Annotated in this window: 20 protein-coding genes; 11 read left to right on the plus strand and 9 right to left on the minus strand. The window is 66.7% G+C overall.

Annotated elements, in window-relative coordinates:
• Positions 1-32 precede the first annotated feature (32 nt).
• The 9 genes from ACN9M3_RS02655 to ACN9M3_RS02695 all read right to left on the minus strand — a co-directional run bounded on the left by ACN9M3_RS02655 (position 33) and on the right by ACN9M3_RS02695 (position 7,943).
• Complete coding sequence (locus ACN9M3_RS02655; RefSeq protein ID WP_426167297.1) at positions 33-827, minus strand: SDR family NAD(P)-dependent oxidoreductase; 795 nt, start codon at positions 825-827, stop codon at positions 33-35.
• Positions 814-2,439 carry a GMC oxidoreductase gene (locus tag ACN9M3_RS02660; protein ID WP_426167299.1) on the minus strand — a complete coding sequence of 542 codons (1,626 nt, stop codon included), beginning with the start codon at positions 2,437-2,439 and terminating at the stop codon, positions 814-816. The genes ACN9M3_RS02655 and ACN9M3_RS02660 overlap by 14 nt, the downstream gene beginning before the upstream one ends.
• Positions 2,440-2,451: 12 nt before the next feature.
• Positions 2,452-3,300: a lytic transglycosylase domain-containing protein gene (locus ACN9M3_RS02665; protein ID WP_426167301.1), complete on the minus strand. Its 849-nt coding sequence runs from the start codon at positions 3,298-3,300 to the stop codon at positions 2,452-2,454.
• 63 nt (positions 3,301-3,363) lie between these two features.
• Positions 3,364-4,470, minus strand: coding sequence for a nucleotidyltransferase domain-containing protein (locus tag ACN9M3_RS02670; protein ID WP_426320387.1), 1,107 nt, complete (start codon positions 4,468-4,470; stop codon positions 3,364-3,366).
• The gene (locus ACN9M3_RS02675) at positions 4,460-5,374 is read right to left on the minus strand and encodes an HprK-related kinase A (protein ID WP_426320389.1); all 915 of its coding nucleotides are present in this window, start codon (positions 5,372-5,374) and stop codon (positions 4,460-4,462) included. Before ACN9M3_RS02675 ends, ACN9M3_RS02670 begins: the two co-directional genes overlap by 11 nt.
• Positions 5,368-5,601 (minus strand): HPr-rel-A system PqqD family peptide chaperone, encoded by a 234-nt coding sequence (locus ACN9M3_RS02680; protein WP_426167307.1) that lies wholly within the window; start codon positions 5,599-5,601, stop codon positions 5,368-5,370. The genes ACN9M3_RS02675 and ACN9M3_RS02680 overlap by 7 nt, the downstream gene beginning before the upstream one ends.
• Positions 5,601-6,257, minus strand: coding sequence for a hypothetical protein (locus ACN9M3_RS02685; RefSeq protein ID WP_426167309.1), 657 nt, complete (start codon positions 6,255-6,257; stop codon positions 5,601-5,603). The genes ACN9M3_RS02680 and ACN9M3_RS02685 overlap by 1 nt, the downstream gene beginning before the upstream one ends.
• Before the next feature lie 219 nt (positions 6,258-6,476).
• Positions 6,477-7,100 carry an XrtA/PEP-CTERM system exopolysaccharide export protein gene (locus ACN9M3_RS02690; RefSeq protein ID WP_426172102.1) on the minus strand — a complete coding sequence of 208 codons (624 nt, stop codon included), beginning with the start codon at positions 7,098-7,100 and terminating at the stop codon, positions 6,477-6,479.
• A gap of 69 nt (positions 7,101-7,169) precedes the next feature.
• Positions 7,170-7,943 carry a S1 family peptidase gene (locus tag ACN9M3_RS02695; protein WP_426167311.1) on the minus strand — a complete coding sequence of 258 codons (774 nt, stop codon included), beginning with the start codon at positions 7,941-7,943 and terminating at the stop codon, positions 7,170-7,172.
• Between the two features lie 189 nt (positions 7,944-8,132).
• On the opposite strand from ACN9M3_RS02695, the gene ACN9M3_RS02700 reads away from it, so the two are divergent.
• From ACN9M3_RS02700 to ACN9M3_RS02750, 11 genes are read left to right on the plus strand one after another with little or no spacing between them, the layout of a single operon-like run.
• Positions 8,133-9,659 (plus strand): XrtA system polysaccharide chain length determinant, encoded by a 1,527-nt coding sequence (locus tag ACN9M3_RS02700; RefSeq protein WP_426320392.1) that lies wholly within the window; start codon positions 8,133-8,135, stop codon positions 9,657-9,659.
• Between the two features lie 27 nt (positions 9,660-9,686).
• Positions 9,687-10,643, plus strand: a complete 957-nt coding sequence (locus ACN9M3_RS02705; RefSeq protein WP_426167315.1) for an XrtA-associated tyrosine autokinase — start codon at positions 9,687-9,689, stop codon at positions 10,641-10,643.
• A complete protein-coding gene (locus ACN9M3_RS02710; protein ID WP_426320394.1) occupies positions 10,624-12,195 on the plus strand; it encodes a TIGR03016 family PEP-CTERM system-associated outer membrane protein in 1,572 nt (523 codons plus the stop codon). The genes ACN9M3_RS02705 and ACN9M3_RS02710 overlap by 20 nt, the downstream gene beginning before the upstream one ends.
• Before the next feature lie 16 nt (positions 12,196-12,211).
• Complete coding sequence (locus tag ACN9M3_RS02715) at positions 12,212-13,240, plus strand: XrtA/PEP-CTERM system-associated ATPase (RefSeq protein WP_426167319.1); 1,029 nt, start codon at positions 12,212-12,214, stop codon at positions 13,238-13,240.
• Positions 13,237-14,367: a non-hydrolyzing UDP-N-acetylglucosamine 2-epimerase gene (gene wecB / locus ACN9M3_RS02720; protein WP_426320396.1), complete on the plus strand. Its 1,131-nt coding sequence runs from the start codon at positions 13,237-13,239 to the stop codon at positions 14,365-14,367. Before ACN9M3_RS02715 ends, wecB begins: the two co-directional genes overlap by 4 nt.
• A gap of 2 nt (positions 14,368-14,369) precedes the next feature.
• Complete coding sequence (locus ACN9M3_RS02725; protein ID WP_426167323.1) at positions 14,370-15,215, plus strand: XrtA system polysaccharide deacetylase; 846 nt, start codon at positions 14,370-14,372, stop codon at positions 15,213-15,215.
• Positions 15,212-16,438 carry a FemAB family XrtA/PEP-CTERM system-associated protein gene (locus tag ACN9M3_RS02730; RefSeq protein WP_426167325.1) on the plus strand — a complete coding sequence of 409 codons (1,227 nt, stop codon included), beginning with the start codon at positions 15,212-15,214 and terminating at the stop codon, positions 16,436-16,438. The genes ACN9M3_RS02725 and ACN9M3_RS02730 overlap by 4 nt, the downstream gene beginning before the upstream one ends.
• Positions 16,439-16,441: 3 nt before the next feature.
• Complete coding sequence (locus ACN9M3_RS02735; RefSeq protein WP_426320398.1) at positions 16,442-17,686, plus strand: TIGR03087 family PEP-CTERM/XrtA system glycosyltransferase; 1,245 nt, start codon at positions 16,442-16,444, stop codon at positions 17,684-17,686.
• Entirely contained in the window at positions 17,683-19,230 is a 1,548-nt protein-coding gene (xrtA, locus tag ACN9M3_RS02740; RefSeq protein ID WP_426320400.1) for an exosortase A, read from the plus strand. Before ACN9M3_RS02735 ends, xrtA begins: the two co-directional genes overlap by 4 nt.
• A gap of 9 nt (positions 19,231-19,239) precedes the next feature.
• Complete coding sequence (locus ACN9M3_RS02745) at positions 19,240-20,409, plus strand: TIGR03088 family PEP-CTERM/XrtA system glycosyltransferase (RefSeq protein ID WP_426167331.1); 1,170 nt, start codon at positions 19,240-19,242, stop codon at positions 20,407-20,409.
• Positions 20,397-22,292: an XrtA/PEP-CTERM system amidotransferase gene (locus ACN9M3_RS02750; RefSeq protein ID WP_426320402.1), complete on the plus strand. Its 1,896-nt coding sequence runs from the start codon at positions 20,397-20,399 to the stop codon at positions 22,290-22,292. The genes ACN9M3_RS02745 and ACN9M3_RS02750 overlap by 13 nt, the downstream gene beginning before the upstream one ends.
• The last annotated feature ends 2 nt before the right edge of the window (positions 22,293-22,294 follow it).

The following is a 22,294-nucleotide window of genomic DNA, read 5'->3' on the forward strand; positions in this document are numbered from 1 at the left end:
GTACCCTTTCAAGGGGTACGTCCCCTTTTTATTTATTGCGGCGGCTTGAACATCTTGGCGACTTCGCGGATCACCATGCTGTGCGGGAACAGGCCGGCAAAGAAGCGTTGCTTGTAGGTGCCCTTGATCGAGGCCACCACCGGGTCGCCCTTGGCCAGGCCGGCCAGCGAAGCCTGCACCACCTCGGCCGTGCTGCCGCGCGCAACCAGGGCGCTGGCGTAGGCGCCGGCCTTGGCGTCGAATTCGGTGTCGGTCGGGCCCGGCACGAGGGTTTGCACGAGGATGCCGCGCTCCTTCCATTCGCCATGCAGGGCCTGGCTGAAGCTTTGCACGAAGGCTTTCGAGGCGGCATACACGGCCATGTAGGGCACCGGCTGGTAGCTCGCCTGCGAGGACACATTGATCACAGCGCTGCTCGGGTAGGATGCCAGGTCGGGCAGGAAGCGGTAGCACATCTCGACCATGGCGCGGTTGTTGACCTCGATCATGTCGCGGTAATCATCGAGTTCCCAATGCTCGAGGCGGTTCCAGCGTCCGATGCCGGCGATATTGCATAGCAGGCGAATGCGGATGCCGAACGCATCCAGCCGTTCCTTCACATGGGCCACTGCGCCTGGCTTGGCAAGGTCGACGCGTATCACTTCAGCCTTTACGCCCAGTTCCTGCACCGCGCGCCTGGCCAGTTCCTGCAAGCGCTCTTCGCGCCGCCCGACCAGCACCACGTTGACGCCGTTGCGCGCCAGCTCGCGCGCGAATTCGGCGCCGATGCCGCCCGAGGCGCCTGTCACCAGCGCCCAGTGGCCGCGCAAATCTTCAAGCTTGATCATCGTAAATTCCTTTTCCTGTCAGCTGGCGTGCCACGCGCAGGGCATTGGCGGCAATGGTCAGGCTGGGATTGGTCCCGCCGCTGGACGGGAAGAACGAGCCGTCGACCACGTACAGGTTGGTTAGGCCGTGTGCGCGATTGCTGGCGTCGAGGACGCTGCTGCGCGGGTCGCTGCCGAAGCGGCAGGTGCCGCAGGCGTGGGCGATGCGCTGGTTGTTGTCGGCCTGCTTCACCAGGTCGAAGGCATAGGGCTTGAGCGCATCCTTCATCAGCCGGCGCATCGTTTCGATGCGCGCCGCATCATGCGGGCGCACGCGATATTCGAACGCCAGGCGCGCATCGCCGCTGGCCGGCGTGACGCGGTTGTCGGCATACGGCAAGTCTTCCAGCGTGCTGGCCAGCACCAGGCGCTCGTGCACGAATTGCCTGAGGATGGGCTTGATCACCGGTTGCGCCAGCTTGAACAGGGGCGCCAGCCAGGGCAGGGCGCCTTGCCGCAGGTCGTCTTCCATCGACGCCGCCAGCACCGGCACCGGCGGCAGGCGGCCGAACGATTGCACCGAGCCGAGCTTTTGGCCGCCGCGCTGGTAGAAGTCGTTGAAGCCGAATTCCTTTTGCCGGTTGTCGAACCCGGCCGGCGTGCGCGGCTTGATCACGTACAGGTCGATATGGTGGCGCATCAGGTGGCGTCCCACCAGGCCGGAATCGTTGGCCAGGCCTTGCGGCCAGTGCGGGGAGCTCGACTGCAACAGCAGGCGCGGCGTCTCCAGTGCGCCGGCCGCCAGGAAGACCTGCTTGCCGCGCAAGGTCAGGCGCTGGCCGCGCTGCTGGCACACCACGCCGGTGACGGCGCTGCGCGTGGCCTCCAGCTGCAGCACTTCGCATTCATCCATCAGCGTGGCACCATGCTGCGCCAGGGCCGGTTCCAGGCAGACGCGGCTGGCGTCGTTCTTGCACTGGCGGTCGCACAGGTAACCCTGGCAGGCAGCGCAGCCGTCGACGAATTCACAGGCCAGCGGCAGGCGGTAGGGATGCAGCGCGCGCTGGCGGAAGAACTCGAACAGCTCGCCGGAAGCCGGCGTCAGCGGTGGCGGTTGCCGGAAGTGGGCGGCCCAGTCGCCGCTGCCGCCGGTGCGCAGCGGGTCGGGCGTGCCGCGCACGCGGAACAGGCGCTCAGCCTCGGCGTAATGCGGCAGCAGTTCTTCGTAGCCGATCGGCCAGGCCTCGGGCAATGCCGCCTCGGCTGCGTCCGGGTGCTGTGCCCGCGGCGCGAAATCGGCGGGGAAGAAGCGTTCCAGCACCATGCCGTACAGCGCGCTGGAGCCGCCGGTGCCGCTGCCGATGAAGGGGACGAAATGCTGGGTGCGCGGGCCGGCGTTGCTGCGGATGGTGTCGCTGTAGCGGCCGGCGCGCTGCAAGGTGGCGCGGTGCTGCGGGCCCGGCGCGGCTGGGGTGGGGAAATGCGTTTCGGCGTAGCTGTTGGTCAGGGCGCCCGGCTGCAGATGGGACTTGCCTTTTTCAAGGAATAACACGCGTTGCCCGGCCTTCGCCAGCGCATAGCCAAGTGGCGCGCCGCCCATGCCGGTGCCGATGATGATCGCGTCCCATTCCATCGGGCAAGGATATCATCGGCGTGATCGAATTGCTATCTGGTGTGTACAGCGCTGCGGCGCCGCTGCCGCGTAAGGATGGCTGGATTTGCCGTACAGCTGGCCGATCCGCCGCACATAGGCGCGCGTCTCGTCGTACGGCGGCACGCCGCCGTACTGGTCGACCGCCTGCTCGCCGGCATTGTAGGCGGCCGTGGCCAGCGCGACGTCGCCGCTGTAGCGCGCCAGCAGCCAGCGCAGGTAGGCCAGGCCGCCGCGCAGGTTCTGCTCGGGGTTGAAGGCGTCGAGCACGCAAAAGCGCGAAGCGGTGGCGGGGATCAGTTGCATCAGCCCGCGCGCGTCGCGCGGTGAAACGGCGCTGCGGTTGAAGCCGGATTCGACGGCGATGACGGCCAGTGCCAGGGCCGGCTCGATCTCGTATTCGGGCGCCAGCCTGTCGACCAGGGCCAGCAGTTGCGGCGACGCCGCCGCATAGTCGGGAATCGGCAAGGCAAGGTCGAGCTCGAGCGCGGGATCGGGCGCCATGCAGGCCGGCAGCGCGGCCCCCGGCGCCGCCGGCAGCAGCGCCTGCATGCGTGCGCTGGCCGCATGGCCCTGTTCGGCAGCCAGGCCGAACAGGCGCCAGGCGGCGCCGTCGTCGTGCGCCACGCCGCGTCCGTTGGCATACATCCAGCCCAGGGCATACTGGGAATCGGGGGCGCCAAGCCGGGCGGCGCGGCAGTACAGCGCTGCGGCCTGGTGCAGGTCGCGCGCCACCCCTTCGCCGTGTTCCAGGCGCTGCGCTTGTTCGTACAGGGTGGCGGCATTCTGCGCGCAGGCAGCGTGGGCCAGCAGGCTGGCCGCCACGAGGGCTGGGAGTCGCATGCAGGCTCCGTGCAAGGCGATGTCCCAGCCATTGTAGCGGGACGGCGCTGGCAGTTGCTGCCGTTATGCGGCCGCACCCTGCGAGTTTTTGGGCGTCAAAAGTGCCTTATGGAACAGGTGGCGCGCCAGGCGCAGCGGCGGCATGCGCAGCCAGTTGCCGCGCACATACAAGAGGAAGTCGGCGACCGCGCCGCCGGCGCCGCGGCAGCTCGGATGGTGGGGCAGCAGCGCACGCATGAACAGCGCATCCATCACGGCCAGCAGTGCGCGCGGCGGGCCGGCGGGCGCGATGGCGGCCAGGGTGGCCGGCGGCACCTCGGTGCCGAGCAGCGCGGCACTGTAGCGCAGGCCGTAGAACATGAAGCGCTGCAGCTGGTGCTGGCGCGCGCGCGCCGGCAACCCTGCCCAGAAGCCGGGCTCGCTGGCGCCGAAATGGGTGAGCAGGCAGTGCAGGTCCCACAGGTCGCGCAAGCCCTTGTCGAACTCGCCGTCGGCAAACAGGTGGGTGGCGCTGTGCAGCACCATGTCCAGCGGCGCCAGGATGGCCGAGCCCGGCGGCGCGGCAGCGCCCGCCAGCGGCCGCGCGGCGGCACGCAGCAGGCGCGCATCTGGGCGCTGGGCGGCCGTGCGCGGCAGGATGGTGTGGTGCACGTCGATGGCGGTCTGGCGCAGCACATGCATCATCGGCGGCAGCTCGTGCATCCACTCGCGGTAGTAGCGCTGGTCGTAGCTGTCATGGTGGGTGCCGACCCAGCCGTGGCGCATCAAGGCCGCTTCCACCTGCGGCAGGCTGTCTTCCGGCACCAGGATGTCGATGTCGGAAAACAGGCGGCCGGCGGCAGGCGGCAGACCGGCTGCGGCATAGGCGCCGCCCTTGAGCAGCAGCAGCGGCACGCCGAGCCCGGCCAGGGCCTTGCCGATCAGGCGGATTTCCCAATAGGTGGCCTGGCGGTGGCGCCGCGCCATGACTGCCGCCCACGCCAGCTGCTCGCGCGCCTGCGGCAAGGCTTGCGCCAGCACGCCGTGCCGCTCCAGCCAGTCATGCAGGGTGGCGCTGAGGTTGGCATTGGCGGCCTGGCGCAGCAGCAGGTCCCAGCCGGCCGGCGGCAGGCCGGCCAGCTGCTGCGGCGCGCGCAGGGCGCGCAGCAGGAGCGGCAACTCAGCTTTCATGGAGGCGGGCAAAGGTGTCCAGGGCTTCATCCAGCGCACTATAGCGGAAGCGGAAGCCGGCTGCCTGCTCGATCAGGCGGCCGAGCGCAGCGAAGCCGGCGGCGCCCAGCACGCTGTAGTTGAAGCTGTTGCCTGCCAGTTCCATGAAGGTGGCAGCGCGCGCCAGCGGTTCCAGCGTGGTGGCGGCGCCGGCGCTGTAATGGGGGAACACGATCCAGGCCGGCTGGGCGCAATCGCCGGCCCGCTGCACGGCATCGCCCGGCGCGCGCATATGGGCCACGGTGCCCTTGGTGGTGTCGTGCACGGGTGTGCTCAGCACCGCGTCCGGCACATAGGCGCGGATGATGTCGATCGAAGCATTCTTCAGGCTGATGGGGCGCGGATTGGGCACCAGCAGGCCGCTCTCGGGATCGAGCAGGGTCAGTTCGTCCGACAGCAGGCGCCAGCCGCCCCTGCCGCACAGGGCGGCGGTCAGCGTGCTCTTGCCCGAGCCGGGCGGCGCCGGCAGGATCACGGCGCGGCCCTGGCGCTCGAGCACGGCCGCATGCACGATCAGGTAGCGGTGGGCGCGGCTCGAGACGCACCAGTTCAGGCCCCATTCGAACATGGGGAAGGCATGTTGCAAGGGCATCGGCTGGAACATTTCGTAGCCGTCGCAGTGCAGCCGTACTTGCGGGCGCAGCCAGCGGCGCGCCGAACGCGGGCGCACCAGGTGCAGGTGGAAGTCGGCGAAATCGCTGTCCTGCAGCAGCGGGTAGTCGCCATACAGATGGCCGATGCCGGCTGCCACGCTGGGCATGTCGGCTTGCAGGCGCACGCTGAAGCGGCCGGTGCGCAGGCGCAAGCCGTCGCCGGCCAGGCGCGCCCGCAGGTCAGCGGGCGCCAGCGAGGCCACGTTCAGCATGGTTCCACCAGGTAGAGTTTGCGCAGTTCGGCCAGGGCCAGCTGCAGTTCCGGGTCGGCCCAGTCTTCAGGCGCCAGTTCGCCGTCGCGCAATGCCTGCAGCAAGTCGAGGGTTGCCTGGTCCAGCAGGTGGGTGGCGCCGGACACTTCGTTGTAGAGCACCACCTGGCCGTCCCAGCTGCGGTGCAGCAGGGACTGGCCCGGCACCAGTTGCCATTGCACCGGCATCAACCCATCGTACCGGCCAGGTAGTCGACCACTTGCTTGGCGTCCCATTGCACGCCGGCAGTCGGAGTGAAATAACCGGTATCGCGCAGCTCGTTCCAGATGTTTTGCAGCATCGGCACGGTCTGGAAGCCGGACAGGCCGGCCAGCACGTTCAGGTAGGCTGCCACAAGGTGGGCGCCCAGCTTGTAGGTGTCGAAGTTGGGGCCGTTGCCCAGGATATAGTCCAGGGTGCTATTGTCCGAACCGTAGGTGCTGCTCATTTCGAGGTTGCAGGTGAATACAGTCCGGAACAGGTCGGTCGGCAAGGCGCCGGCCGGCCAGACCTTGTCCGGCAGCGGCGATGGCGTCGGATTCCTGCCGTGGCCGTTGCCGTTTCCTCCGCCGTTGCCATTCCCATTGCTGCTGGCGCCCGGTGCCGGGTCGGTGTTTTTCCACGCGCCTGGCGACTTGCCGGCGCAGGCGCCGGGGTCGTTGGGGCGGGCGCTGACCAGGCCGGACTGGAAGCCCGATGGCCCGGCGCACACGACCGCCGCCATGCCCGGCTGGCTGTGCAGGGTCAGCAGAACGCCGGATGCTGCGGCACCGGCGCGGGTGAAGCGGCGGCGCGCAGCGCCTTTCGCGCTCAGTTGCTTGCCTGGCTGTTGTTCGTTGGCCACGTCGTCGTCCTTGCGAATTATGTGGGGCAGCTCAGCCGCCCATGATACTTAGTGAACAAGCAAGTACCGTTCCAGATACGAGTTTCACCTATGGAACAGCTGGAAAATCAGGTGCTTAGCCACGGAAAAGGGGGCTCGGATGCCCCCCGGCGGGCAATCATATCTTGAACTGTAAGAATTATCGACACCTAAAGGAAACTATCCAGCTGCTACTTCCTGTCAGAAGAAGCTCTCGGGAATGACCAGGATATCGCCGGGGCGCATCGGCACGTTGGCGGAAATGTCGCCATCCTTGATCAGGTCGTTCAAGCGCACGGTGAACTGTTGCTGCTTGCCGTCGACCATGCGGATGATGCTGGCCTTGTTGCCTGCCGCGAATTCCGTGACCCCGCCGACGGCAATCATCACGTCCAGGATCGACATGTCGCGGCGGTAAGGCAGCGATTGCGGCTTGGCGGCCTGGCCGATCACGCGGATCTGCTCGCCGTACGTGCCGACGAAGCCGGTGACGATGACGGTGACCACCGGTTGCTGGATGAACTTGGCCAGCGCTTTTTCGATGTCGCGCGCCAGTTCGGTCGAGGTCTTGCCGCTGGCCGGCAAGTCTTCCACCAGCGGGGTGGTGATCTTGCCGTCAGGGCGCACCGGCACCACTTGCGACACTTCCGGATTGCGCCAGACGATGATGCTCAGGTTGTCGCCCGGGCCAATCAGGTAATCGGTTTGCGGCACGACGCCGGCGTCGGCCGGTGCGCCGCCATGGGGCGTGGAGCAGCCGCCCAGGCCCAGGGCGCCGAGGACCACGGCGCTCGCGGCGAGAACGCGGGCCAGCTTGGTTTGCATATTCACATTATTCTCCTTGTTTGCTTTTTAGCATTGCCTGTTATACCACGAGTCTTGCTATTTTACCTTCTATTTCTGTGCGCCACCTTGTTGCAGCAGTTCGTGCACGTGGCGCACCGGGATCGCGTAGCTGATGCCGCTGGGGGCGGTGATCGCGCTTTCCTTCATGCCCTTGACCAGGGTCATATTGATGACCGCCACCACGGTGCCGGTTTCGGGATCATACACGGGGCTGCCACTATTGCTGGGGTAAGCCGTGCCGTCGAGCTGGTAAATCGTGAACGGGGCGCCACGCTGCAGCTGCAGCACGGCGCGCGGATTGAGGCCACGCGAAGTCGGGGTCGGCAGGATGGCCGGCGTCTGCGCCGCCAGCAGGGCGCGGTGGGTGACCGGGTTCAGGCCCAGCATGATGCCCAGCGGATAGCCGGTAAACACCAGGTCGCTGCCTTCGTCCAGCATGTCGCTGCTGCCCAGGGTCAGCGCCGGCAGCGGCGTGCCTTTCATGCGCAGGTGCACCAGGTCGTGCGCGCGGTCGATAGTGACCACGCTCGCTTCGCGGAACTGCAGCTGGTCGCCCTTCCCGGTGACAATGCCCAGGGTTTCCAGTTTTTCCGCATCGAGCGCCGTGACCGCATGGGCGTTGGTGATGACCGACAGTCCGTCACCTACCACAAAGCCGGTGGCATGGAATACGATGGCAGGGCTGCGCGTGCGGTTGAAGGTGCCGATGCCGACTACGCTGGGCTTGACCGCGGCGATGGTGCGCGTCAGCGGAGCGGCCCCGGCCAGCGGGCTGGCGCAGCCCAGGCAGGCTGCCAGGAAAAGTGAAATCAGCTTGGCCATGCAGCCTCCAAATTGGTGAATTGCCGTAGGGAAATGTTAAATTCTTTTCGTCAGCAGGGTGCAACAGGCATAAATTAATAGTAACAGGCAGCGCGTTCTGCTGTATGATAGAGATTAGATGTTATTTAGGCAATATTAGATGTGGGCATTGCGACAGTTTGCCTGCCTAACCAGGGATGAGTGATCGAAATGGCAGAGATTTTGGCATTGCTGTTGACCTTTCTTAAGGCAATCGGGAAATACCGCTGGTATGCAGTGGCGATTGCCTGGCTGGTCGCCGTCATCGGCTGGGCGGTGGTGTACCGCCTGCCGAGCGACTACCAGGCGTCGGCCAGGGTGTACGTCGACACCCAGAGCATCCTGAAACCGCTGATGGCGGGCATGACCACCACGCCCAATGTGGAGCAGCAGGTGATGTTCATGCGCCGTACCCTGATCAGCCGGCCCAATGTGGAGCGCGTGCTGCGCATGGTGGACCTGGACATCAAGGCCAAGGACAGCAAGGAGCACGAGCGCCAGGTCGACGAGCTGATGACCGCGATCAAGGTCACCGGCACCGAGCGCGACGACATCTACACCATCTCGTACAACAATGAGAACCCCAAGCTGGGCAAGGACGTGGTGCAGTCGCTGCTGACCATCTTCGTCGAAGGTTCCTTCGGCGGCAAGAAGCAGGATTCGGAAAAGGCCGTGCAGTTCATCGACGACCAGATCAAGATGTACGAGGAGCGCCTGGCAGCCGGCGAAAACGCGCTGAAGGAATTCAAGATCCGCCACATGGGCCTGCTGCCGCGCCAGGGCACCGACTATTCGACCAACCTGGGCGACCTGTCCGAAAAGCTGAACGAGGCGCGCCTGGAACTGCTGGAAGCGGAACAGGCACGCAATGCCATCAAGCGCCAGATTGCCGGCGAAGACATGGCGCCGGCCGCCGATGCCACCAATATTTCCAACCCTGAACTCGACGGCCGCATCTCGACGCTGGAAAAACAGCTCGACAGCCTGCGCATGCAATATACCGAAGAGCATCCGGACATCGTCTCGGCCAAGCGCCTGATCGCCAACCTGCAGCAGCGCAAGAAAGACGAGGCGAAGAAGGCGGCCAAGAGCGGCGACCCGGGCATGGGCTACAGCCCGATGCTGCAGCAAATGAACGTGGCGCTGTCGGTGGAGGAAGCGCGCGTGGCCTCACTCAAGGCGCGCGTTGGCGAATATACCGCGCGCATGGAGCGCATGCGCTCGCAAAGCACGGCAGCGCCGGAAGTCGAAGCGCAGCTGGCCCAGCTCAACCGCGACTATTCGATCAACAAGGAAAACTACGAAAAGCTGGTGCAGCGCCGCGAAGCGGCCAAGCTGTCCGGCGACCTCAGCTCGGCAACCGACATGATGAGTTTCCGCGTGATCGACCCGCCGATCGTGCCGCAAACCCCGATCGGCCCCAACCGCCCGCGCTTCTACTCGATCGTGTTCGTGGCGGCCCTGCTGGCCGGCCTGGGCGGTGCGTTCCTGATGAGCCAGGTCCGTCCTACCTTCCTCAGCCAGCACAGCCTGCGCGAAGTGACCGGCGTGCCGATCCTCGGCACCATCGGCATGAACTGGACCGAGCAGCAGCGCGCCTCGCGCCGGCGCCGGCTGTATGCCTTCGGCCTGGCCGTGGCCTCGCTGCTGACCGCCTTTGGCGGTGTCATGACCGTTACCTTGCTGCGCGCCGCTTGAGTCGCGCAACACCCAGGGAGTCCACAAGTGAGCATTATTGAAAAAGCCGCCAATCGCCTCGGGCAAGCGCGTCCTGCCGACGCCGCTGCCGAGACCACCGTTTCCCCAGCACCGGCCGCGGCTCCGGTAGCTGAAGCAGTGCACGCGGCCCCGGCCGCTGCTGCTCCGGCTGCTGCCCCGGCCGCGCCGGCCCCGGCGGCAGCGCCGCTGATGCCGACCCTGGCTACCCTGCAGCCGCACGGCGACGCCAGCCGCCGCACCACCCATACTGTGGAGCTGGACCTGATGCGCATGCACGAATCCGGCCTGGTGACTGCTGCCGGCGGCCGCACCGCGCTGGTGGAAGACTTCCGCATCATCAAGCGCCCGCTGATCAAGCGTGCCTTCGGCGCGCGCAAGCCGGGCGACAACCCGGGCAACCTGATCATGATCACCAGCTCGCTGCCCGGCGAAGGCAAGACTTTCTGCGCCATCAACCTGGCCATGAGCATTGCCATGGAACTGGACCACACCGTGCTGCTGGTCGACGCCGACGTGGCGCGTCCTTCGGTGCTGCGCACGCTCGGCCTGCCGGCCCAGCGCGGCCTGATGGATATCCTGCTGGACGACAATGTCGACATGGCCGATGTCATGCTGCGCACCAATGTCAACACCCTGTCGATCCTGCCGGCCGGCACCAGCTCGCCGCGCGCGACCGAGCTGCTGGCTTCGCACATGATGAAAAACCTGGTGAACGAGATCGCGAACCGCTACCCGGACCGTATCGTGATCTTCGATTCGCCGCCGCTGCTGCTGACTTCCGAATCACATGTGCTGGCGTCGAACATGGGCCAGATCGTGATGGTGGTGGAGTCGGAACGCACCACCCAGCACGCGGTCAAGGAGTCGCTGCGCCAGCTCGAGGGCTTGAGCAACGTCAACCTGATCTACAACAAGTCGCGTGAATTCCCGGGTACCGAAACCTATGACTATCACTATGGCTAAGCGCGGCCGCCTGGCCCTGCTGCCGCTGGCAGCGGGCTTGTGCGCAGCGTTTCCGGCGCAGGCCGCATGGGATTTCACGCCCACCGCTGCCGCGCGCGCCACGTATTCCGATAATGTCGGGCTGCAAGCCGATGACCGCGCCGACAGCGGCATGGTGCTGCAGCTTACGCCCGGCTTCCAGTTGCTGAACCACTCGCAGCGCTTCGATTTCAGCCTCGACTATGCGCTGAGCCTGTATGAATACGCCGGTGCGCGCCGCAACGGCGCCCAGCGCCACAACCAGGACCTGAACAGCCAGCTCAAGTCGCGCCTGGTCGAGGACTTCCTGTACCTCGATGCCCAGGCCGGCATCCACCAGCAAGCCACGTCGGCCTTCGGCCCACTGCAGGCCGGCAACGACTACGTGCGCAGCAACCGCACCGAGGTGCGCACCTACCGCATCAGCCCTTACCTGGTGCACCGCTTCGGCGCCTTTGCCAATGGCCAGCTGCGCTACACGCACGACTCGGTCAGCACCGACAACGCCGGCATGCGCCGCAGCGACGGCAATACCATCAGCGCCCAGCTGGCCAGCGGCCCGAGCTTCCGCCGCTTCCTGTGGGATGCCATGGCGTCGCGCTCGGTGATCGACGAGCAGCTGCCCAGCATCGGCGGCGGCGCCGAGCGGCAGCAGACCACCAGTTCCAAGGCCGCCAATGTGAACTTGCGCTATGCCGCCACCCCGCAGCTCAACCTCGGCGTGTACGGCGGCTATGACAGCTACGATTTCAGCAGCGTGGGCGGGGCCCAGTCCGGCGCTGCCTATGGCGGCTCGCTGCAGTGGACGCCGTCCGCGCGCACTTCGGTGCAGGCGACGGCCGGCCACCGCTTCTACGGACCCAGCTACAGCCTGGCGCTGCAGCACCGCAGCCGCGGCACCGTGTGGAATATCGGCTACAGCGATTCGGTCAGTTCGACGCGCAGCCAGTTCGTGCTGCCGCAGGCGATCGACACGGCAGCCATGCTGGACAACCTGTTCCGCGCCCAGATTCCCGACGCGCTGCTGCGCGCGGCCGCCGTGCAGGCGTATATCCAGGCGGCAGGCCTGCCGCCGGCGCTGGCCACCAGCGTCAACTTCCTGAGCAACCGCTATTCGCTCAACAAGCAGCTGAACGCCGGCGTGGCATGGCAGCTGGCGCGCACCACCACCACCTTCAGCATGTTCAAGACCAAGCGCCAGATGCTGTCGAGCCAGCAGGTCGACAGCGTCCTGCTGGGCAACACGCTGTCCACCCTGAACGACAACACCGAACAGGTGGGCGGCATGGCCAGCATCAGCTATCGCCCTGGAGCGCAGACGGTGGCGACCCTGCTGGCCAATGCCTCGAACGTCAAATCGTTGAGCGATGCGCGCAGCAGCACCCATCGCGACCTGCGCTTCAACCTGTCGCGCACTTACAGCACGCGCACCACCGGCATCGTGGAATTGCGCCACGTGCGCGGTTCCACCGGGCTGGGCGGCCAGAAGTACACGGAAAATGCCCTGTCCGCGACACTGACAACGAGATTCTAAGCATCAAGGTCTTCCCATGTATGAGAGCTATTACGGGCTGAGCGACAAGCCCTTCCGCCTGCGGCCCGACCCGCATTTCTTCTTCGGCAGCAAGGGCCACAAGCGGGCCATGGCTTACCTGGAGTACGGCCTGTCGCAGGGCGAGGGCTTCATCGTCATCACCGGCGAAGTCGGGGCCGGCAAGACCACCCTGGTGCGCAACCTGTTCAACCAGATCGCGTCGGACAAGATCGTGACTTGCCACCTGGTCAACACCCACCTCAGTTCCGACGACGTGCTGCGCGGCGTGGTGGGCGGCTTCGGCCTGCCGTGCGAGGATGCGGCCAGCAAGACCACCTTGCTGGCGCGCCTGGAAGTTTTCCTGCGCCAGTGTGAGCAGGATGGCAAGCGCGCGCTGCTGGTGGTTGACGAAGCGCAGAACCTGACGCCGAAAGTGGTGGAAGAATTGCGCATGCTGTCCAATTTCCAGACCGACGAGAAATCGCTGCTGCAGACTTTCCTGCTGGGCCAGCCGGAATTCCGCGCCACCCTGCACAGTCCCGGCATGTCGCAGCTGCGCCAGCGCGTGATTGCGACCTACCACCTGGGGCCGATGGACAGCAGCGAAAGCAATGCCTATATCGAGCATCGCATGCGCACTGTCGGCTGGCGCGGCAACCCGCACCTGACGCCGGCTGCCTATGCGGCCGTGTTCGAATATACCGGCGGCATCCCGCGCAAGACCAACCACCTGATGGACCGCCTGCTGCTGATGGGCTTCCTGGAAGAGATGCAGGAATTCACCGATGCCGACGTCGACACGGTGATCCGCGATATCGCGCAGGAATTCCAGCCGCCGCCGCCCGAAGCGGCTGCCGACGGCGCCGATGGCGCGGCCATGCATGCCGCCGGCGCTGGCGGCCTCAGCTTCGGCAACCAGTACCCGGCCGTGCTGGACGAGCGCATGATGCGCGTCGAAAAATCACTGACGTCGGTGCTGTCGATCCTGAAGAAGATCGTGCGTTCGCCGTCCTCTTACAACATCCAACAGGACAGCAACGAATGAGTGCCTTCCGAATCCTATGCGTCGTCGGCGCGCGGCCGAACTTCATGAAGATGGCGCCCATCATGGCCGCTTTCGCGCAGCTCAAGCCGCAGGTCGAGGCGCTGCTGGTGCACACCGGCCAGCACTACGACGTGGCCATGAACCAGCAGTATTTCGATGCGCTGGGCATCCCGAGCCCGGACATCAACCTGGAAGTCGGCTCCGGCAGCCACGCCCAGCAGACCGCCGAAGTGATGAAGCGCTTCGAGCCGGCTATGGATGAGGTGCAGCCGGCTGCCGTGCTGGTGGTGGGCGACGTCAATTCCACCATCGCCTGCGCGCTGGTGGCGGCCAAGAAGGGCGTGCCGGTGATCCACGTGGAAGCGGGCCTGCGCAGCTTCGACCGCGCCATGCCGGAAGAAATCAACCGCGTGCTGACCGACCAGCTGTCGGACCTGCTGTTCACCACCGAGGAGAGCGGCGCCGACAACCTGGCCAGGGAAGGCATCGCAGGCGGGCGCGTGCACTTCGTCGGCAACGTGATGATCGATACCCTGCGCGCCAACCTGGCGCGCGCCATCCCGGCGCCGCAGATCGCGGCCGGCGCCGGGCGCCCGGACTTCCGGGCCGGCAAGGGCGAATACGCCGTGCTGACCCTGCACCGGCCGTCGAACGTGGACGACAAGGCCGTGCTGCAAGGCTTGCTGGAAACCGCCGCCAGGATTTCGGAACGCACGCCGGTGATCTTCCCGGTGCACCCGCGCACCCGCGCCACCATCGAGAAATTCGGCCTGAGCCACCTGCTGGACCGCCCGGAAGTGCTGCTGCTGCCGCCCATGGGCTACCTCGAGATGCTGGGCCTGATGCGCGATGCGCGCGTGGTGCTGACCGATTCCGGCGGCATCCAGGAGGAGACCACAGCGCTCGGCACGCCATGCATCACGCTGCGCCACAACACCGAGCGCCCGATCACTGTCGACGAAGGCACCAACACCATTGCCGGCAACGACCCGGCGCATGTCTGGGCTGCCTATGAGGCGCAGCTGGCCGGCGCCGGCAAGGCCGGCCGCATCCCGCACTTCTGGGACGGCCGCGCCGCCGAGCGCATTGCCGCCATCGTGCTGGACTGGCTGAAGGCGCGGGGCTGAACATGGGCGCGGCCGTTCGCAATGCCATGACCATCGACGTGGAAGACTACTTCCAGGTGTCGGCGTTCGCGCCGCACATCAGCCGCGAAAGCTGGCCGCAGCGCGAGTGCCGGGTCGAGGCGAACATCGACCGCGTGCTTGCCGTCCTGGACGACGGCCGGGCCAAGGGCACCTTCTTCACCCTGGGCTGGATCGCCGAACGCTATCCGGACATGGTGCGCCGCATCGTCGCCGGCGGCCATGAACTGGCCAGCCACGGCTACGGCCACCTGCGCGCTTCCGACCAGTCGCGCGGGCAGTTCATGGACGATGTCTCGCGCAGCAAGAAGATCCTGGAAGACATCGGCGGCCAGCAGGTGATCGGCTACCGCGCGCCCAGCTTTTCGATCGGGCCGGGCAACCTGTGGGCGCTGGACGTGCTGCAGGAAGCGGGCTACCGCTACAGCTCCTCGATCTACCCGATTGCGCACGACCATTACGGCATGCCCGATGCGCCGCGCTTTGCCTTCCACCCGAACGGCGCGCAAGGCTTGCTGGAAGTGCCGATCACCACCGTGCGCATCGGCCAGCGCAACCTGCCGGCCGGCGGCGGCGGCTATTTCCGGCTGCTGCCCTATGCGCTGTCGCGCGGCATGATGCGACGCGTGAACAGGCAAGACGGCCAGCCGGCCATCTTCTACTGCCACCCGTGGGAGCTCGATCCGGGCCAGCCGCGCCCTGAAGGGCTGGGGCTGAAGACGCGCTTCCGCCATTACGTCAACCTGCACCGCATGGAGTCGCGCATCAGGGCCCTGACGCGCGACTTCGCGTGGGATCGCATGGACCGCATTTTCCTGGGGCAGCAATGACGTCGATTATCGAAGCGGCGGCGGAGCGCCGCGCGGCACGCGCCAAGGCGGAAGCGGAAGCGGCGACCGCGCTGGCTGTCGCTGCCGGAAAACCGGTAAACCAGTGTCAGGCACAAGAGCCTGACACTTGCCAGGCAGCTGCTGCGGATCAGGGTCAGACCCTCGGGTCTGACCCAGGTTTACCGGTGTTGGTGCAGTTGCTGGGCAGCAGCCCCGACGAACGCGCCCGCTGGGACGCCTTCGTCCAGGCTTGCCCGGAAGCGACCTTCTTCCACCGCAGCGGCTGGCAAACCATCATCGAGCAATGCTACGGCCACCCGACCTGGTTCTTCTACGTGGAAGAGGGCGGCGTGATCACCGGCGTGCTGCCGCTGGCGCGCATGAAAAGCCGCATGTTCGGGCACTACCTCGCCTCGCTTCCCTTCTGCGTCTACGGCGGCGTGGCAGCCAGCACCGACACCGCGCGCAAGCTGCTGGACCAGGCTGCCGAAGAACTGGCCGCCTCGCTCGGCGTGGGCCACCTGGAATACCGCAACTACGCGGCGGCCCACCCAGGCGACCCGAAATGGCAGGGCAAGGACCTGTACTACACCTTCCGCAAGGCGATCAGCGGCAACGACGAAGAAAACATGAACGCCATCCCGCGCAAGCAGCGCGCGATGGTGCGCAAGGGCATCAAGCTCAATCTGCAGGGCGAGGTGGACGACAACGTCGACCGCATGTTCACCGCCTACGCCCACAGCGTGCACCGCCTGGGCACGCCGGTCTTTCCGAAGAAGTATTTCGCCCTGCTCAAGGAAACCTTCAAGGACGATTGCGAGGTGCGCGTCATCACGCAGGACGGCAAGCTGGTGGCCGGCGTGCTGAGCTTCTTCTTCCGCGACGAAGTGCTGCCCTACTACGGCGGCGGCATGGACCTTGCGCGCGAGGTGGCCGGCAATGACTTCATGTACTGGAACCTGATGCAGGCTGCGGCCGCCAAAGGCTACCGCATGTTCGACTTCGGCCGCAGCAAGAAGGGCACCGGCGCCTTCGACTTCAAGAAGAACTGGGGCTTCACGGCCCAGCCGCTGCCTTATGAATACCAGCTGTTCGCGGCCGACGCGCTGCCGGACGTGAACCCGCTGAACCCGAAATACCAGCTTTTCATCAAGCTGTGGAAGGCAATGCCGCTGCCGCTGGCCAATGCGCTCGGCCCTTTCATCGTCAAGAACCTGGGGTAAATCGTGGAAGACCTGCTGCTGCTGGTGCATCGCATGCCCTATCCGCCCAACAAGGGCGACAAGATCCGCTCCTGGCATTTGCTCAAGCACCTGGCGCAACGCTACCGCGTGCACCTGGCCACCTTTGTCGACGATCCGGACGACTGGCAGCACGTGCCCGTGCTGCAGGAGACCTGCGCCTCGTCGCATTTCCTGCCGCTGGCGCCGCGCGCGGCGCGCTTGCGCAGCCTGGGTGCCGTGCTGCGCAACCGCGCCCTGTCCTACGACTATTACCGCCATGCCGGCATGCAGCGCTGGGTCGACGACACCATGCGCCGGCATGGCATCGGCCGCATCGTGGTGTTTTCCTCGCCGATGGCGCAGTACGCCGAGGCCTGGCCGCAAGCGCGCCGGGTGATCGACTTCGTCGACGTCGATTCCGACAAATGGCGCCAGTACGCCGAGCGCAAGCCGTGGCCGGCCAGTGCGGTCTTCAGCTACGAGGCCAGCCGCCTGCTGCGCTATGAGCGCCAGGTTGCGGCCAGCTTCGACGCCGCGCTCTTCGTTTCCGCGCCGGAGGCCGAACTGTTCCGCCGCCTGGCGCCGGAAAGCGCTGCGCGCATCGGCTCCTTCAGCAACGGCGTCGACACGGCATTCTTCGCGCCGGGAAGCTACGCCAATCCCTACGCGCCCGGCGAAAAGGCGCTGGTGTTCTGCGGCGCCATGGATTACTGGCCGAATATCGATGCCGTGCAATGGTTCGCGGACGAGGTGCTGCCGGCCCTGCGCGAGCGCGATCCTGCGGCGCGCTTCGTGATCGTCGGCGCCCGCCCGTCGGCCGAGGTGCAGGCGCTGGCGGCGCGGCCCGGCGTTACCGTGACGGGGACCGTCCCTGACGTGCGGGCCTATGTGGCGCATGCCGCGCTGTCGGTAGCGCCGCTGCGCATCGCGCGCGGCATCCAGAACAAGGTGCTGGAAGCGATGGCGATGGCGAAAGCGGTGCTGGTGACGCCGCAGGCGCTGGAAGGCATCGATGCGGAAGTGGGGCGCGAACTGCTGCTGGCTGACGATGCCGCGCGCTGGATTGCCGCCGCAACGGCTGCCCTGGCCGGCCCGGCAAGCGGGCTTGACGCACTTGGCGCTGCGGCGCGCGCGCGCGTCGTGGCGGACTACAGCTGGGATGCCCGGCTGGCGCCCCTGGACCGCATGATCGAAACCCCGGCTGCGCGGCAAGCTGGCGCAGCCCCAGCCCTTTGGACACCGGCATGAATACCCTACCTTCCACCGGACCTGCCACGGCGCCCGGCGCGGCGACCGGACCCGTAGCGCACGCCCGCAACGCGCTGCTGGTGGCGCTGGTCATGCTGCTGCCGCTGCTGGTGTTCCATGAAACCGCCTTCAGCATCGCCCAGATCTGGGAGCGCTCCGAGACCTTTGCGCACGGTTACCTGATCCTGCCCATCAGCCTGTGGCTGGTGTGGCGCGAGCGCGCGGCGCTGCAGCAGTTGCCGCTGCAGCCGTGCTGGCCGGCCTTGCTCCTGCTGGCCGGCTGCGGCGCGGCCTGGCTGTTGGCCGACCTGGCTGAAGTGGGCATCGTGCGCCAGTACGCGCTGGCCGCCATGCTGCCGCTGACCGTGCTGGCCGTGCTGGGCAAGCGCATTGCCGGCGCCTTGCTGTTCCCGCTGGCCTTCATCCTGTTCGCGGTGCCGGTCGGCGAAAGCCTGGTGCCGCCGCTGATCGACCTGACCGCCAACTTCACCGTCCAGGCGCTGCGCCTGACCGGCATACCAGTCCTGCGCGAAGGGAACAACTTCGCCATCCCCAGCGGCAACTGGTCGGTGGTCGATGCCTGCAGCGGCCTGCGCTACCTGATCTCGTCGATCACCCTGGGCTGCCTGTTTGCCTATCTGAGCTACCGCACCGCCTGGCGCCGCGCCGCCTTCATCGTGGCATCGATCCTGGTACCGATCGCGGCCAACGGGGTGCGCGCCTACATGATCGTGATGATGGGCCACCTGAGCGGCATGACGCTGGCGGTCGGCGTCGACCACCTGATCTACGGCTGGCTGTTCTTTGGCATCGTCATGCTGCTGCTGTTCTGGGTCGGCAGCTTCTGGCGCGAAGACGCCCAGGCGGCGCGCAGCGGCCCGGCCGCGGCCCGGCCGCCGCTGGCCTTGCCCTTGCGCCCGCTGGCCGGCGGCGTGGCGGCCGTGCTGGCCGTGCTGGTGGTGTGGCCGGCGCTGGCTGCGCGCGCCGACCAGGCCACCGTGGCCGCAGCGCCAGCCAGTCTCGCGCTGGCCTCGCCGGCGCCGGCCGGACCGGCCTTCACCACCTGGCAGCCCGACTATGCCCCGGCCAGCAGCACGCTGCGCCAGTTCTATGCCGGCAAGCCGCCGGTCGGCCTGACCGTGCTGTTCTACCGCGATGCCCCGGGCAGCGCCAAGCTGGTCAGCTCGACCAACCGCATCGGCCAGCAGAAGGGCGCGTTCCACGAAAACAGTTCGGGCCTGCGCGACGAGAATTTCGGCGGCCGCCATATGGCCGTGCGCGAAGCCATGCTGGGCTTTGAGGGACGGCGCCTGCTCGTGTGGCAGTGGTACTGGGTCAACGGCAGCATGACCAGCAGCCATTACGTCGGCAAGCTGCTGCAGATCAAGGGCAAGCTCCTGGCCGGCAACGGCGATGGCGCAGCCGTGATGGTGTTTGCGCCCTATGATGAAGACCCGGCAGCGGCGCGTGCCGCCATGCGCGCCTTCCTGGATAGCAACCTCGAGCCACTGGACCGGGCCCTGGCCGGCACCCGGCGTCCCTGATTCCCTGCCATGAACGACATCCCACTCATCGTCCACCTGACGTATGCCCTGGATTTTGGCGGCATGGAAAACCTCATGGTCGAGCGCATCAACCGCATGCCTGCCGAGCGTTACCGCCACGCCATCGTGTGCCTGACGCGGGTCAACCCGGACTTCGTCAAGCGCATCAGCAAGCCCGGCGTCGCCGTGCACACCCTGGGCAAGCAGCCCGGCCTGTCGCCGGCCACGCACGGCGTGCTGTGGCGCCTGTTGCGCGCGCTGCAACCGGCCGTGCTGCACACCTATAACTTCTCGGCCATCGAATATGCGCCGGCGGCGCTGCTGGCCGGGGTGCCGGTGCGCGTCAACGGAGCCCATGGCCGCGACCACACCGACCCGGACGGCAGCAACCGCAAGCACAATTTCCTGCGCCGACTGATGCTGCCGTTCTACGACGTGTGCTATGCCAATTCGGCCGCCATGGAACAGTGGAACCGCGACGTGATCGGCGTGCCTCCTGCCAAGAGCCGCCTGCTGGCCAACGGCATCGACACCGAGCGCTTCCGCGTGCGCGGCGACAGCGAGGCGCGTCCCTTCTTCAACGATGGCGAAATCGTCATCGGCGCGGTCGGCCGCGTGCAGGACGTGAAGGACCACGCCACCCTGATGGATGCCTTCCTGCTGCTGCGCCAATTGCTGCCGCAGCAGAGCGAACGCCTGCGGCTGGCGATTGTCGGCGACGGCCCGCTGCTGCAGAAACTGCGCGACAAGGCGGCGGCAGCCGGCATTGCCGGCGCCGTGTGGCTGCCGGGTGCGCGCAACGACGTGCCCGACATCCTGCGCAGCTTCGACGTCTTCGCCATGTCTTCGATCGCCGAGGGCACGCCCGGCTCGGCCCTGGAAGCCATGGCCAGCGGCCTGCCGGTGGTGGGCACGCGCGTGGGCGGCATACCGGAAGTGATCGAAAACGGCATCACCGGCCAGCTGGTGCCGCCGTCGAACGCGGCCGCCATGGCGGCCGCGCTGAAGCACTATGTGGAAGCGCCGGCGCTGGCGCGCCGCCACGGCCAGGCCGGCCGCGAGCGGGTGCTGCGCAAGTACAGCATGCCGGCCATGGTGGCCGGCTACCAGGACATGTACGACAGTTTGTGCGAACGCAAGCTCAAGATAAGAAAGCCAGTACCATCATGTGCGGAATAACAGGGATCATGGATGCGCGCGGCGGGCGCGCGGTGGACGAGGCGCTGCTGCGCCGCATGAACGACACCCAGCATCATCGCGGGCCCGACGAGGGCGACGTGTATATCGAGCCGGGCGTGGGCTTTGGCCACCGCCGCCTGTCGGTGATCGACATTGCGCTCGGCCAGCAGCCGCTTGGCAACGAAGACGGCAGCGTGATGGTCTGCTACAACGGCGAGATCTACAACTACCGCGAACTGACCGCGCAGCTGAAAGCGCTCGGCCACACCTTCAAGACCAGGAGCGACACCGAAGTGATCGTGCACGCCTGGGAAGAGTGGGGCGAGGATTGCGTGCACCATTTCCGCGGCATGTTCGCCATCGGCCTGTGGGACCGCAACAAGCAGGTGATGTTCCTGGCGCGCGACCGACTGGGCGTCAAGCCGCTGTACTACGCCATGACGCCGGACGGCTGGTTCGCCTTCAGCTCCGAACTGAAGGCGCTGCGCATGCATCCATCGCTGCCGCGCGAGATCGACCCGCAAGCGGTGGAAGACTATTTCGCCTACGGCTACGTGCCGGAGCCGAAGACCATCTACAAGGGCGCGCTCAAGCTGTCGCCGGGCTTCCGCCTGACCCAGAAAGTCGGCGCGCCGCTGGCGGCGCCGGAGCAGTTCTGGGACGTGCCGTTCAAGCTGCACGAAAAGATGACCGAGAGCGATGCCCAGGGCGAACTGGTGGAGCGCCTGCGCGAGGCGGTGAAGATCCGCCTGGTGGCGGAAGTGCCGCTGGGCGCCTTCCTGTCCGGCGGCGTCGATTCCTCCGCCGTGGTGGCCATGATGGCCGGTTTGGATGAAGGCGCCGTGCACACCTGCTCGATCGCCTTCAAGGACAAGGCTTTCGACGAATCGGAATACGCGCGGCAGGTGGCCGGGCTGTACAAGACCGACCACTTCGTGGAAACCGTCGACACCGACGACTACGGCCTGCTCGACACCCTGGCCCACCTGTACGACGAACCGTATGCCGACAGTTCGGCGATCCCGACCTACCGCGTCTGCCAGCTGGCGCGCAAGCGCGTCACCGTGGCGCTGTCGGGCGACGGCGGCGACGAGAACCTGGCCGGCTACCGCCGCTACCGCTATGCGATGGCGGAGCAGAGCGTGCGCGGGCGCATTCCCGAAGCGCTGCGCAAGCCGGTGTTCGGCACCCTGGGCCGGGTCTACCCGAAGGCCGACTGGGCGCCGCGCGTGCTGCGCGCCAAGACCACCTTTGAAGCGCTGTCTCGCGACCTGGTGGAGGGCTATTTCCACGGCGTGTCGATCATGTCCGACGCCATGCGCGCACGCCTCTTTTCGGCGAAATTCCGCGCCGGCCTGCAGGGCTATGGCGCGATCGACGTGATGCGCGGCCACGCGGCCAGGTCGCCGACCGACGATCCGCTGTCGATGATCCAGTACCTGGACATGAAGACCTACCTGCCGGGCGACATCCTGACCAAGGTCGACCGCGCCTCGATGGCGCATGCGCTGGAAGTGCGGGTGCCGCTGCTGGACCACAAGCTGGTCGAGTGGATTTCCGGCCTGCCGCCGGAGATGAAGCTGAAGGGCAGCGAAGGCAAGTACATCTTCAAGAAATCGATGGAGAAGTACCTGCCGCACGATATCCTGTACCGCCGCAAGCAGGGCTTCGCGGTGCCGCTGGCGGCCTGGTTCCGCGGCCCGCTGCGCGCGCGCGTGCAGCAGGCGTTGCTGGGGCCGGCCCTGGCCGATACCGGCATGTTCAACCAGGACTTCCTGCGCGAACTGGTGGAGCAGCACCTGTCCGGCCGGCGCGACTACAGCGCCCCGATCTGGTCCCTGCTGATGTTTGAAGCCTTCCTGAAAAAAGAGATGCAGGCATGAGT

The organism is Pseudoduganella sp. R-43 (genome assembly GCF_049913255.1).
Lineage (GTDB): Bacteria > Pseudomonadota > Gammaproteobacteria > Burkholderiales > Burkholderiaceae_D > Rugamonas.

Coding starts and splice junctions, on each gene's coding strand:
- ACN9M3_RS02745 (WP_426167331.1), top strand. CDS start 19,240: ATGAACGACATCCCACTCATCGTCCACCTGACGTATGCCCTGGATTTT.
- ACN9M3_RS02725 (WP_426167323.1), top strand. CDS start 14,370: ATGGGCGCGGCCGTTCGCAATGCCATGACCATCGACGTGGAAGACTAC.
- ACN9M3_RS02660 (WP_426167299.1), bottom strand. CDS start 2,439: ATGGAATGGGACGCGATCATCATCGGCACCGGCATGGGCGGCGCGCCA.
- xrtA (WP_426320400.1), top strand. CDS start 17,683: ATGAATACCCTACCTTCCACCGGACCTGCCACGGCGCCCGGCGCGGCG.
- ACN9M3_RS02675 (WP_426320389.1), bottom strand. CDS start 5,374: ATGCTGAACGTGGCCTCGCTGGCGCCCGCTGACCTGCGGGCGCGCCTG.
- ACN9M3_RS02730 (WP_426167325.1), top strand. CDS start 15,212: ATGACGTCGATTATCGAAGCGGCGGCGGAGCGCCGCGCGGCACGCGCC.
- ACN9M3_RS02690 (WP_426172102.1), bottom strand. CDS start 7,100: ATGCAAACCAAGCTGGCCCGCGTTCTCGCCGCGAGCGCCGTGGTCCTC.
- ACN9M3_RS02710 (WP_426320394.1), top strand. CDS start 10,624: ATGACTATCACTATGGCTAAGCGCGGCCGCCTGGCCCTGCTGCCGCTG.
- wecB (WP_426320396.1), top strand. CDS start 13,237: ATGAGTGCCTTCCGAATCCTATGCGTCGTCGGCGCGCGGCCGAACTTC.
- ACN9M3_RS02750 (WP_426320402.1), top strand. CDS start 20,397: ATGTGCGGAATAACAGGGATCATGGATGCGCGCGGCGGGCGCGCGGTG.
- ACN9M3_RS02680 (WP_426167307.1), bottom strand. CDS start 5,601: ATGCCGGTGCAATGGCAACTGGTGCCGGGCCAGTCCCTGCTGCACCGC.
- ACN9M3_RS02655 (WP_426167297.1), bottom strand. CDS start 827: ATGATCAAGCTTGAAGATTTGCGCGGCCACTGGGCGCTGGTGACAGGC.
- ACN9M3_RS02700 (WP_426320392.1), top strand. CDS start 8,133: ATGGCAGAGATTTTGGCATTGCTGTTGACCTTTCTTAAGGCAATCGGG.
- ACN9M3_RS02715 (WP_426167319.1), top strand. CDS start 12,212: ATGTATGAGAGCTATTACGGGCTGAGCGACAAGCCCTTCCGCCTGCGG.
- ACN9M3_RS02670 (WP_426320387.1), bottom strand. CDS start 4,470: ATGAAAGCTGAGTTGCCGCTCCTGCTGCGCGCCCTGCGCGCGCCGCAG.
- ACN9M3_RS02695 (WP_426167311.1), bottom strand. CDS start 7,943: ATGGCCAAGCTGATTTCACTTTTCCTGGCAGCCTGCCTGGGCTGCGCC.
- ACN9M3_RS02665 (WP_426167301.1), bottom strand. CDS start 3,300: ATGCGACTCCCAGCCCTCGTGGCGGCCAGCCTGCTGGCCCACGCTGCC.